Origin of the sequence: Fibrobacter succinogenes, assembly GCF_902779965.1 — a bacterium.
GTDB classification, from domain to species: Bacteria; Fibrobacterota; Fibrobacteria; order Fibrobacterales; family Fibrobacteraceae; genus Fibrobacter; species Fibrobacter succinogenes_F.
The window spans coordinates 1-11930 of record NZ_CACZDK010000031.1 but is presented as its reverse complement, the minus strand read 5'-3'; the positions used below and the strand labels follow the sequence as shown (position 1 = coordinate 11930).

9 protein-coding genes are annotated in these 11930 nt (G+C 42.6%); 6 read left to right on the top strand and 3 right to left on the bottom strand.

Annotated elements, in window-relative coordinates:
* Positions 1-3: 3 nt before the first annotated feature.
* From HUF13_RS13210 to HUF13_RS13200, 3 genes are all read left to right on the top strand, one after another.
* The gene (locus HUF13_RS13210) at positions 4-933 is read left to right on the top strand and encodes an alpha-E domain-containing protein (protein WP_173475579.1); all 930 of its coding nucleotides are present in this window, start codon (positions 4-6) and stop codon (positions 931-933) included.
* A 217-nt stretch (positions 934-1150) separates the two neighbouring features.
* The gene (locus tag HUF13_RS13205; protein ID WP_173475578.1) at positions 1151-3424 is read left to right on the top strand and encodes a CotH kinase family protein; all 2274 of its coding nucleotides are present in this window, start codon (positions 1151-1153) and stop codon (positions 3422-3424) included.
* Between the two features lie 103 nt (positions 3425-3527).
* Positions 3528-4046 (top strand): hypothetical protein, encoded by a 519-nt coding sequence (locus tag HUF13_RS13200; RefSeq protein WP_173475571.1) that lies wholly within the window; start codon positions 3528-3530, stop codon positions 4044-4046.
* A gap of 201 nt (positions 4047-4247) precedes the next feature.
* On the opposite strand, the gene HUF13_RS13195 is transcribed toward HUF13_RS13200, so the two are convergent.
* On the bottom strand, positions 4248-6998 hold the full coding sequence (locus tag HUF13_RS13195) for an alkyl/aryl-sulfatase (RefSeq protein WP_173475577.1): 2751 nt from the start codon (positions 6996-6998) through the stop codon (positions 4248-4250).
* A gap of 372 nt (positions 6999-7370) precedes the next feature.
* Here HUF13_RS13195 and HUF13_RS13190 point away from each other — a divergent pair, with 372 nt between their 5' ends.
* Positions 7371-8759, top strand: a complete 1389-nt coding sequence (locus HUF13_RS13190; protein WP_173475576.1) for a hypothetical protein — start codon at positions 7371-7373, stop codon at positions 8757-8759.
* Positions 8760-8867: 108 nt separating this feature from the next.
* On the opposite strand, the gene HUF13_RS13185 is transcribed toward HUF13_RS13190, so the two are convergent.
* Complete coding sequence (locus HUF13_RS13185; protein WP_173475575.1) at positions 8868-9347, bottom strand: isoprenylcysteine carboxylmethyltransferase family protein; 480 nt, start codon at positions 9345-9347, stop codon at positions 8868-8870.
* A gap of 133 nt (positions 9348-9480) precedes the next feature.
* Between HUF13_RS13185 and HUF13_RS13180 the strand changes: the two genes are divergently transcribed.
* Positions 9481-10422 (top strand): hypothetical protein, encoded by a 942-nt coding sequence (locus HUF13_RS13180; protein WP_173475574.1) that lies wholly within the window; start codon positions 9481-9483, stop codon positions 10420-10422.
* A complete protein-coding gene (locus HUF13_RS13175; RefSeq protein ID WP_173475573.1) occupies positions 10391-11317 on the top strand; it encodes a hypothetical protein in 927 nt (308 codons plus the stop codon). Before HUF13_RS13180 ends, HUF13_RS13175 begins: the two co-directional genes overlap by 32 nt.
* Before the next feature lie 174 nt (positions 11318-11491).
* On the opposite strand, the gene HUF13_RS13170 is transcribed toward HUF13_RS13175, so the two are convergent.
* A partial coding sequence (locus HUF13_RS13170; protein WP_173475572.1) for a phosphoenolpyruvate carboxykinase domain-containing protein occupies positions 11492-11930 on the bottom strand: 439 nt, incomplete at its 5' end.

Below are 11930 nucleotides of genomic sequence, written 5' to 3'. Positions count from 1 at the left end.
AATATGTTAAGTAGAGTCGCAAATTCCATTTATTGGCTTGCCCGTTACATAGAACGTGCCGAAAACGTGGCGCGCAGTATCGACGTGAACCTCCAACTCCAACTGGACTTGCCCGGCGAGGTGCGCCCCTGGGAACCGGTCATCCAAATTGCGGGTAATGCCGACGATTTCTTCAAGAAATACGCTCACGCCTCGTTCGAAAACGCCCTGACATTTTTGACTTTCGACAAAGAAAACCCGAGCAGCATTATTTCGTGCGTGGCAGCTGCGCGTGAGAATGCCCGTTGTGTGCGCGAAAGGATTTCTTCGGAGCTGTGGATTGCTATCAACCAGTTCTACCTAAAGTTGAGCGACCCTGAAATGCCCAAACAGGTTTTGGCCGCGCCGCATGCATTTTACAGTAGCGTAAAGGAATTCAGCCAGCTCACAGCAGGCATTATTCAAGGCACAATGAGCCACGATGTGGCGTGGAACTTTACGCACCTTGGAACACTGCTCGAACGAGCCGACCAGACTTCGCGAATTCTAGATGTCAAGTACTATATCTTGCTCCCAGACGTGAGCATGGTGGGCATGGCACTCGATACCGTGCAGTGGAACGCCGTTCTTAAGAGCGTTGGCGCTTACGAGATGTTTCACCGTCGCAATTCCGACGTGACACCGCATAACGTCGCGGAATTTCTGTTGCTTTCCGAGGACTTTCCGCGCTCCCTGCGCTACTGCCTGGAAAAAGCGGAACTATGTCTAAAGAACATCGCATTCCCCATCAAGAGCAATGCGGAATCCATACGCCTCTTGGGAAAGCTGCGTTCCGACATCTCGTTCACGACCATCGAAGAAATCATCGAACACGGACTCCATGAGCAAATTGAAAAAGTCCAAATTCGACTGAACGAACTCGGCAATCAGATCTGGAAAGACTTTTTCTGCTAAAGCGCGCAATTCCAGCGCTCACAGCAACCGTCACATTTTTGAAAGTGTTCCGTAAGCGCGGAGCACTTTTTGTGCATTTTCGTTTCAACCGTTTTAGCAAATATCACAATTTTCACAACGCTTAAATAAAATTTTCAATAAATACAATCAAACGTATTAAAAACCACTATATATTATGGATATACGTGTGGGTTTAGAGTTTTTCAAGGAATGAGATATGCAGAAAAAACTCGTAGTTTGGGGTCTCGTTTTCGCGAGTACTTATTTTTGCGGCTGCACCGACGATAATGCAGCGGCTCCGTTTAATGATTCATCCGCAATCAGCGAAGAATCATCTTCGTCTATCGAACAAAATAAATCTTCTAATTCTAATCCATCAACTTCTGTTGATGTTTCATCTCCATCCGTAGCACGCTCCAGCGAATCCTCGCAAGTACCACCATCGAACAATTCTAGCGAAGATCCCATAAAAAGTTCGTCCTCTGCAGCTCCAATTTCAAGTTCTGCAGTTGCACCTGCAAGCAGTTCAACACCAGCCCAACTCCCCCCAACATATTCTTCTAGCTCCTATGCTATTTCCAACGCCACAATAGCAAGCAGTTCTTCTGCAAAAATTGCAGGTTCATCTTCTAGCGGGCTAAAAGATTACGATGACAATCACAAGCCCAAGGACAGTTTCCTCCCGGCAGCGGGATTCTATTCGAGTCTCACCATAAATCCGCTCTCTCCGCAAAAAGGTGGTGAAATCCGTTGCACATTTGACGGTTCCTTCCCAACAGCACAATCCGATCAAATAACAACAGCAAAAACACTTACCGAGAACACGGTTATACGTTGTTCTGAATTTGTAAACGGTCAGGCAATGGATACCACGACACAAACGTACTTCATCAACGAAAGCGTTTCGATGCCAGTCATAGCCATCACCGTAAATCATCACGACATGTTCGACTCCACAGACGGTCTCTACGCTACAGGCAATATCAACAGCGGTATCGGCGGCGGCATGGGCAACTGGGGCAACATGGGCGGAGGCGGAAACGTAACCGACGACAACAACCCAAAATGCACGGAACCCTGCAAGGGCGCTAACTTCTGGAAAGACGATGAACTCCCCGCTCACGTGGAATACTTCGAAAACGGAAGTTCTTCCAAGAGCAAAGCCTGGGAAATCGACGCCGGCATTTCCATCATCGGAAACTGGAGCCGCTACAAGCCCAAGAAGAGTGTCGCTATCAAGATGGATAACGATAATTACGGCGACAAGGTCCTCAAATATTCATTGTTCAAGACTCGCCCAGAAGCAAAAAAAATCAAGTCATTCAACTTGCGCAACAACGGGAACCGATTCTGGTGCGACTATGTTGGCGATGCCATGATGACCGCCCTTATGGAAGGCACCGATGTAGATTACCAACGCAGCCGCCAAGTAGTTGTGTTCTACAACGGTGAATACTTCGGCATCCACGACTTGCGCGAACGCTTGAACAGAAACTTTGTTGAGACAAATTATGGCATCGATTCCAAGTCCATCAACATGGTTAAAATTGCGGGAACAACCCTAGAAGCGAGTGGCACTAATGGCGCCTCGACTTCAGAATACCAGCAACTATACAATGAAATTAGCGGCGGCAATTTTGCGGGCGACAACAACACAAAATACGAACAAATAAAATCAAAAATCAACGTCAACAGTTTTGCGCAATACATGTTCGCCGAAATGTATTTCCACAATGGCGACTGGCCTACAAACAACGTTCGCGCTTGGGGCGGAAACGGTCACCCGTTCAAATTCGTCGCATTCGATACCGACCACGGATTTGGATTCTCGCCGGGCATCAGCGGCTTTGACGTCGATAATCAGAACATGTTCGACTGGGTACTCGGTGCAAAATCCAATAGCCAGGGAGGCAATCAAGGCGGTATGTGGGGCGGTTTCGGAGGCTTCGGTGGCGGAGGCGCCAGCGCAGGCCCGGGCACCATGCTGAGCAAGCTCCTTGAAAATCCCGACTTCAAACGGCTTTTCATCAACAACGCCTGCATCCTTCTCAATAGCTACTTGACTTACGAAAAGGTGCAAAAGACCGTGCAATCCATGATGGCAACCATCCCCTCTTCGGAACAGCAGCGCGACGAAAAGAGATGGCCACGTAACCAAAGCAACTTCAAGTGGGATCCGAACGGAAACAGATTGATTGCTTACGCCAAGAACCGCAGCGAAACCATCAAAAAAGAAATGGTCGAACGCTTCGACCTCGAAAACGAAGTTTCTGTAACGATTGGCGCAAGCGGAAACGGCTCCGTGTTAGTTGACGGGATGAAACTCCCAAGCAACAATTATCAATGCAAATTCTTCAGCAATAACGAACTGCTGCTGACCGCAATCGCAAGCTCCGGAACCGTATTCACGGGCTGGTCCGACGGATCCACCGAAAACCCGCGACTGGTACAAGTGAGCGCAGGCCAAACGATTACAGCCGTGTTCAAGTAAACAATCGCTTTTTCAAAATCGCCTCGCAGAAACTCCCCCGCGAGGTTTTGTTATATTCACCAAGCTATAGAATATCCTAGACAAATTTTTGTACATTAGCATCATGCCGTTCTCGCAGGAATATCTCAAAGATTACGAAGCAAAAATTCGTCAGCTCCCGCTTGAGGAATTGTATGACATTCTCAGTTTAATTCGAGATGATCCTTTCAAAGCAGACGATTCACCAGAACGTGTGAAAATAGTTGAAAAGAGAATTAAAGAACTTTGCGATAATCCCAATTGTCTTTTAACAGATTCTAAATTAAATGACAAGCTAGAAACGGAATATCAAAAAACGCCTCATCCAAAATCTTTTATTCTTAAACTACTTGGATTTATTTTACTTATTCCAATATTTTTCCCATACACGAGAAACGGAGATCCATGTATAGATTTTAGATCTTTCATAGGAGGTGTTTCTATACTCCTTTTTATGATTGCAAGTCTAATGGATAAACGCATTGTTATTCGAGGAGAAATTATTCATAAGGATGCACATCCATTGTCTTACAACTTTTGTATTGCAACATTTTTTGTAGCAAGCGTTTTTTGTTTTTATTGTGGGCTTTTCCCAAAAAATTAATACGTCATTAGACAACAATTACACTTGACACAGTTGTATCATTTAGTGAAGTAAAAATCAATTTTATAATGATACTGAATAACTATATTTGGACTATATCCCCCAAACAACAAAAATCTCCGTAGCACTTGTGCTACGGAGATTTTTTTAAAGACCGTTGCAAAAATAATTACGGTCTATTCATCAATTATTGAACGGTTTTTAGTACCTAATGTTTTCCGAAAGCTTATTGTAGCGCGTGTATAATTCCTTGAAGAAATCAGCAACATTAAACGATACAAGTGTTGACGATTCATCGGAAACATTGTTTAGATAACGCCATGCTAAAGAATCCCCTAAATCAAATTCAACGCTGTAATTAGAATCGCAAAGATAGTAATCGGCAACATAGGTTTCGAGCAAAACAATACTTTGTTTCAACTTAGTAAATGAATCATCAGTCCCTTTATAGCCAAAGTCATTTTTTAGATAGCTTCGATACAAGTATCTATAAAGCGTGTACAAAGTATAATACAATTCGTACGGCATGAACTTGCCGTCATTTCCGATTCCCATGGTTTCGTCACCTGGAATAAAGAAATCACCATCAAGCGTAACAAGAGTTTGTATTTTTAACAGATTGTAATAATTATTCCAGCTTTCGTTATCTTCGTTAGAAAGGACAAGTACAGATTTTTCATTCTCGAACTTTCTAACATATTTTTCAAGCAAATTAATACAACCAAGCACTTCGGTCTTCAAATCGACAATATCGCCATTTTCATTTTGCACATTGCTATCGTGTCTGCCAATAATATCGAAATATTTAAAGCGATCCTTGTTAGAAACAACAATTACAGCATTGGAAATGTCGCTAAGGAATGTATATTTTTCTCGACATGAATCATTCACTTGGCTTAAATAATCCTTTTGATATGAACCAACGGCAACGCTTTTGAGCTCGTTAAATTCAACCATAAATTTTGTTCTATTTTGCTTTTTGTAGTCTTCCTCTGTAATTTCATAATACAGTATCGCACCATTTTTGACAACAAATACAAAATACGTTTGATTAATAATTTTTTGTTTTTCATCCAGAGAAAAGACATTGAAACATACATCATAATCAATCTTAGATGCAGCTCTTTCACCATCGAAGAAAATGGAAATATAATCAAGAAGCGTCTCGGGCGGCATTTGAGCCAACTGATCAGATTTATTATCTTGTGTTGACCGAACCTTATCGTGGGTAAGTTCATATGCGGCACTCAGGTAAGCATTTCGCCATGTTCCCGATTCGCTCTGGTAACCGAGTTGTCGCAATGCAGTGGCGCACAATTTTTTTGCATCGTCAATATCATCACTATTTTCGCCCGCAAGAACCATCTGATGCGCCATGTAGGCCGCAGTCCAATAATTTCCAGAAGCAATGTCTTCAGATATCATTTCAAACATTTTTTTATTGTTTCCGGCTTTCACATAGCGAAGCATTTCTTTAGCCAATTGTTCTGGCGGAAGCTCCTGAAGGTGAATCGGATTAGCATCGTACCAGCCAAGATATTTCTGGTACACGGCCTTGGCATTGTGTACGGGCGTTCCATAAAATGGCTTGAGCGTCCAGTTTTTCTGCATTTTTCTCGGCAAAACAAGCATGTCCGCTACTTCGTTCATCTTGTAGCCCATATTCATATAAAGCAGCGTCTGGTCGTGAATGTACTTGTAAATGGCAGCAGTTTCAATAATAAAATTGCGTATATTAACTGTAGGAACCTTTTGTTCTCCATCCTTTTGAGTTGTATTTTCACCCCAATGCGGCCAGTTATGGCTCTGGAAAATAACATCAGCAACATCACCATATTTAACAGCAGTTTCCATCAAGAAATGCGACCAAGCCTTTGCATCGCGAATTTCTGCACCGCGAAGAGTGTAAAGGTTGTGCAATGTTCCGGAACAGTTTTCGGCGAGCCATAAAGCTTTATAATACGGGATGTAATTGTTCATTTCGGCAGGCGCTTCTGTCCCCGGAGTCAACTGGAAATCAACTTCAATTTCGTCAAGTTTCAGTGTGGTATTTTCCGAAATTTCCAATGTCGGCCTACCCACTGCGGAAGGTTTCCCGGTAGACTGTCCTTGCCCAATGCCGATGCTTATTTCACCACTAACATCTTTTTCGTTTTGTGGTTTAATAAAACTTCCATACTGATAAGAAGCTCGTCTACCCATAGCATTGCCCAAATAGACGTTTTCACTAACAGCATGGTCATAAAAACCGGCAGGAGCTATGATAAAGCGATTATTGACTATTTCTACACCATCTTCGGTTTTTCCGCCAATTTTTCCATCCCCATCTTTAACAAAGTATTCTGCAACTTTTTCCATTCCGCCATAGTGGTCGATATGCGAATGACTGATAATCATTCCCGCAATCCTTCCTTTTAGGAAATAACCCATAAATTTAGTCGCATACTTTATTCTTAAAAAATTATCAAAAAGAGACATCGCCGCGGCAGTACATTCATTGCTCATCAAAGTGTCAAAAACGATCCAACGTGGATATAAATGTCGATAAGAAAAAGGAGACATACTAGGATGAATTGAAAGTGGATTACTCATTACAAATGTAATGTTGGACATATCATAGCCACGAATCTGATATATCCTGTCCGGTACAACTTCAAATACACCTGATAAATGGTTGCTGGCCCCATTTTCCCAAAGATTCGGATGAACGTACAAATGACCGTTTGCATCATTAGCATCATCATAATCATACGGTTTTTCTAAAAACTTGTAGTTAACCTGAGACCAAACAGAATTAATATCGGGAGTATGCGCATACTTACAACAACAATTAGCAATACCATATTCTGAAGATCTGTTTCTATTTTTGCCAATATTGCTACGATTCGCTTCATAATGATTCTTGACTCGTGTAAAAGCAGTCGATGCCAACGAATTTACATTTTCTTCCATTTTGTCCTCATGATATAAATGTTGTTTTAAATCCAAATGTTACGGCAAAATTATTTAAATACTACACCACAAACAATAACCCATTTGGGTTAATCCATATCATCTAAAGTAAAATTTCAAATAAATCGTCTTGGGAAATACAACAAAAGATCACTTAAAACAAGGGTTTTATACAAAAGAAAATACAAATAAGTTTTCTGATTCTGAAAACACAGAGTTTCAGCCTTTCGTTGAAAAATATTATTTACATTTTATACATGAATTTTATTACAATTATATTACAACCTAGAGGATTTACGATTTAAATCCTTACGTACTGTCACCAGCATAGTACGTTTATTAAATCACATTATAAACAGGGGACAAACCAAAATGAAAAAATTATTTCAATTGGTTCTTTTAACCGCGTCTATGACATTCGCGGCTATTAGTATCGACGGAAATTCAACAACATACGGATGTACCTACTCGCCATCCTTCAGGTTGTACAACTCAGGAAGCACCATAGGCAAAGGTTTTAAAATCTATGCCTACTTCTCGAATTACGATCTTAATCCGCTGTATGATCTCGAAGAATACGCGACAGCAGCAACAAACATGCGTGTCCAAAAAACCGGTAACCACATATATCGTGTGGTAATGGACTTCGCCAACAGCACCATTCCTGCAAACAGCTATTTTCCAGCGTCAGTAACAAGGTTTTTCACCGTCAAGACGCGCAACAACAGCACCAGCAGATGCTGGGAACCGTATCCATGGAGAGCAAGATTTGGAGACATCGTAGTCGAAAACGCTAGCGGACAAGTAATATACGGTAGACATCCAGGCAACAGCTCCAGAATTGGTATTCTTGTGCCGGCCAATTCAGGATCGCTTTGCCCAAGCGGTAAAGTCGATGTCACCATAAGACTAGACGCAGAAGACCATGAGAATAGAACAAAAATTGTTAGCGGGAACAAGAGCCCGAAGGGTATCGAAATAAAGGATGGCGGACTCAAGTTCACATACTGTTCCTACATTTCGCCCAATCCGCCAAGAGTTCCGTATGATTACGCCGTTTTAAAACTTGACGACAATTGCCCTATCGGAACATACAATTTCAAACGTCATCACGATACCGAAGACCATGACAACCACAATTACGCCTCCGGTTCGTACTGGCCAAACGTCGTCACCGATAACGCCAATATCGAATACTGCCTAGTGCCTAGAGACCTATCTTCGAATATAGTGTATCCATTCAGCTCCAACTTTGGCATTTTTGCAAGCTATGCTTCTGGATCCATTCTTCATAGCGAAATATTGTTCGATGATGAAGATACCAACAATGAAAACTATTGGACTTGGTACAGCATGTCCACAACAATGCAGAACCGTGCAAAAGTCATCATGAGCGGAACGACCAACACCACTTACCATGTCGTCAAGTGGAATGGCGGCAGCCTGTTGAAGAGTGCAGAAACAGAAATTGCCAGCAAGCCGATTTCTGCAGACAACATGGTTGTCGTGAACAAGCCCGTACCAGCTACATTAAAGGGCATCAACCGTTCTACGGTGGCTGTTGAGCTCCAGTCTCAGGGCAATGTGGAAGTTTCCGTTGTGGATATCCACGGCTCCGTTGTCGCCAAGATTGCAGAAAACAACCTCAAACCGGGCGTTCATCAAATTCATTGGAACTCCGCAAATGTGCCGAACGGATTCTATGTGGTTTCCGTCAAGCAGAACGGCATGGTTAGCGCCAAGAACGTTATTCTAAAATAAATTAGCCACACACAAAAAAGCTCCTCGGTTTTAAACGGCCGAGGAGTTTTCTTATTGAAAAAACAAAAAGGCGTATAAAAGGTTCTAACAGTTTTTACAGAACAACATTTAAAATCTTCTGCGGATTTTGCAGAATTCTTCGTATTCTTTACCAAAGTCGCGGCGGAGTCGGCGTTCTTCGCTAAAGACTTGCACCATCATGATTGCAACGAAAACGGCAAATACAAGCAAGGCCTGCCAACGCCACAGCCATACCAACGCACCAATAAGATAAACGAACGTGCCCGTAAGCATCGGGTTTCTGTTTAGGCGGTACGGACCGTCAGTCATCAGGTGGCTGGTGCGTGGTGCGACTTCGTGACCAAAAGCATCCATCGGATTGCCTTTCCCGCGGCGTTTCATGTAAATGATCGTCCAAACGCTCAAAGCAAGCCCAGCAAGCATTACCACAGCAGCGATCACTCCCCGAGCGGCGTCAATTGGCAACAAATCCGGCATTCCCGAGGCAAGCCACATCAGCGTTGGAATTAACCCTACAAAAAGCACTCCGCCAAGCACGTATCCAATGATTTCGCGTAACAGTTTCATAAAACCCTCCTTGGTAATCTCCTATATAATACACTTGCGATAAAATATAAAAGTATTCCTGTTGATATGATGTATCATTTTGTATATTTTATCCAAATGAGGCTTTTTCTTTATAAGAGAAGGAGGATTTATAATGAAAAATGCTCGTCAATTGGTTGCTCTTGGTGTGTTTTGTTTGACATATTCTTTAATGTCTTGTGCTGATGGTCATCACGTAAATGACGCTACAAGCGAAAGTAGTCTCCCCAGCTCCAGCAGCGAAGAAGACGAGTATTTCTTTATAGATAGCACTCTTCACGTAGATGTGCAGCGGTATAGAGCCCTTAATTTCAACAAAGATACAACCGTTTGGGAACCGTCTGATTGCGAAATTAAAGATTCTACTTTTTCCTGTGACCATTTTGATCGGTACGATTATTCATACGGAGTAAGAGACGATATTTGGGACAGTATCTTTGATGACGAAAATCCGTCTAAAAAACGTTCCGGTTACAGAGATACCATTTACGATACAACCTATACGGATATAAACTTTGGAAAAAACGCGCTAGTCCACTACACTCCGGTTGCTGAGATTCCTGAATTCGATAGAGAAGCTGTTGCAAAAGCTCTTTCCAAGCTCTCTGGCGAGCGTTGCTCTCAAATCTTTGAACTTAGATCCAATTATAATCTTAAGGTTATTGGGCTTCCGGGATTTTCATGGAAGAATGAAGATGATGTGATGTTTGGGTATGATGCGTACGTTGATATGGATGATTCTGGTCAAGAGAAATGCTCCGTTCAAGGCGCCCGTATTCAGTACACCATGAATCCTCATTATTCTGTTGTCTATAGAAGATCTCTTCCCGAAGAACTTGACGACAATACTCTTCAATTTTTCAATGGTACTCTTACAACATTCCAAGATACGACAATTTCTTGGAAGTTGGTGTACACAGACCAATACCGCCGTGCGGATACTTTTGACATAACAACTAAATTCGAAATGAACGATTCTGATTCGTTAAGAATAAGATTGTCCGGCTTTTACGATGGGGATTGTTATGATGCCATCGAGCCGTCTAATTGTAAATAACGAAATGAAGTTGTCTTGTAAATTCACGGCTGTATCGCTAATTAGCTTAACATTTTGTCTTTTGGCGTGTACAAGTGACAAAATCGGCAACAATAGCACAAAGCCCACAAAAAAAATTCCCCTCGAAGATTACGCTTCGATTGCTGATAGCACGCTACACAAAAACGTGAAGATGTACCGAGCGCTCAATTTTAAGGGCGATACAACGCAATGGGACGAATCGGATTGCAACATAAAAGATACCAGTTTTAGCTGTTACCACGAAACTTGCGTCGGATGTTATACGGTAAAAATTTGCCGTGATGCCAACAACAAACGTATAAAATGTCCAAGCTATAAAGACACCATTTACGACACAACTTACAAGAACATAAACTTCGGTGAAAACGCGCTTGTCAATTACATCCCCATTGCAAAAATTCCAAAATTCAATCGGGATACCGTACAAAAAGTTTTATCGACTCTATACGGCTACGCATGCGCTCAATTTTTTGAATTCACCTCCAATTATGACCTTGAACCCATCGGTCTACCTGAAGGTTTTTCTTTTGAAGACCGAAACTCCGTCCCCTTTGGTTATGAAGCAATAAGTCGCTCAGGAGAATGCAGTGTTAGTGCAGCCAATGTACAATACACTCCTAAAAGTGATTATCCTAGAAGCATCGTCCGTAGACTTCCTGAAAAAGTTCGTCGGGTAACCTATCAATTTTTCAATGGATCTATGAAATCATATCGCGACACGACCATTTCTTGGAAACTCGCATATGTGGACCAATATGGGCGTGGTGATACTTTGGACATAACAACAAAGTTTATCGCAGATACATCGACAACAGATTCTCTACGTACTAGTATTATGGGCGTTCATGCGAGCCGCAAGTACAACGCCAACTAAATTTGATCGTTAAACAATAACTTTATACAAAAACACCCTTGCGACTTTCATCGCAAGGGCATTTAAGTTCGCAACTCTAGGCCGCTTTGAACATTATGCGTTGCGCTCTACGAGCGCAAGCCTATCGGCTCGGAAATGGGAACAAACAAGTTTGTTCCCGCTTCACTCGCCTTATTAAGCTTTGTTCAAACGATCCTGGATCATGTCGATGATTTCGGAGAGTTCCTTCGGGAGGTGCTTGCCGAACTTCGGATAGTGATTTTCCTTAACGTCAGCGAGTTCCTTCTTCCAGCCTTCAACGTCAACCTTCGTGATTTCCGGGAGAGTTTCCTTATAGTAGTCAGCGAGGCCTTCAGTATTGATGGCGCCGTCCTTCGGCATGTAACCGATCGGAGTTTCCTTAGCATTGTCAACACCGTTGCAGCGGTCGAAGATCCATGCGAGCACGCGGCTGTTGTCGCCGTAACCCGGCCACATGAAGCCACCCGGAAGCTTTTCGTTGTTGGCATCCTTACGGAACCAGTTCACGTAGAAGATCTTCGGAAGCTTGTCTTCAGTGGACTTCTTGCCGATTTCGATCCAGTGCTTGAAGTAGTCACCCATGTTGTAGCCG

Coding starts and splice junctions, on each gene's coding strand:
- HUF13_RS13210 (WP_173475579.1), top strand. CDS start 4: ATGTTAAGTAGAGTCGCAAATTCCATTTATTGGCTTGCCCGTTACATA.
- HUF13_RS13205 (WP_173475578.1), top strand. CDS start 1,151: ATGCAGAAAAAACTCGTAGTTTGGGGTCTCGTTTTCGCGAGTACTTAT.
- HUF13_RS13200 (WP_173475571.1), top strand. CDS start 3,528: ATGCCGTTCTCGCAGGAATATCTCAAAGATTACGAAGCAAAAATTCGT.
- HUF13_RS13195 (WP_173475577.1), bottom strand. CDS start 6,998: ATGGAAGAAAATGTAAATTCGTTGGCATCGACTGCTTTTACACGAGTC.
- HUF13_RS13190 (WP_173475576.1), top strand. CDS start 7,371: ATGAAAAAATTATTTCAATTGGTTCTTTTAACCGCGTCTATGACATTC.
- HUF13_RS13185 (WP_173475575.1), bottom strand. CDS start 9,347: ATGAAACTGTTACGCGAAATCATTGGATACGTGCTTGGCGGAGTGCTT.
- HUF13_RS13180 (WP_173475574.1), top strand. CDS start 9,481: ATGAAAAATGCTCGTCAATTGGTTGCTCTTGGTGTGTTTTGTTTGACA.
- HUF13_RS13175 (WP_173475573.1), top strand. CDS start 10,391: ATGATGCCATCGAGCCGTCTAATTGTAAATAACGAAATGAAGTTGTCT.